This is a genomic window from Sphingomonas sp. CCH9-F2, assembly GCF_001556735.1.
Lineage (GTDB): Bacteria > Pseudomonadota > Alphaproteobacteria > Sphingomonadales > Sphingomonadaceae > Sphingomonas > Sphingomonas ginsenosidimutans.
This window is the reverse complement of sequence record NZ_LSJO01000216.1, coordinates 1-221: the sequence shown is the minus strand read 5'-3', so window position 1 is coordinate 221 and position 221 is coordinate 1. Positions and strand designations below refer to the sequence as shown.

At 73.3% G+C, this 221-nt stretch carries 1 pseudogene; it reads left to right on the top strand.

Going from position 1 to position 221, the window contains the following annotated elements:
- Positions 1-221, top strand: a pseudogene (locus AX685_RS06365) (class I SAM-dependent rRNA methyltransferase); the annotation flags it as partial.

Below are 221 nucleotides of genomic sequence, written 5' to 3'. Positions count from 1 at the left end.
CCGCGAGCCGGTGCCACGCGACGGCTGGCCGCTGGCATGGGGAGAGGGCGATGCGCGCGTCCGCTTCACCGCGCAGACCACGCCGTTCCGCCACCTCGGCTTCTTCCCCGACATGGCGCCCGTCTGGTCGTGGATGCGCGGGCGGCTCGACGGGTGCGAGGCGCCGGAATGCCTCAACCTGTTCGGCTATACCGGGGTCGGCACGCTGGCGATGTCGGCGG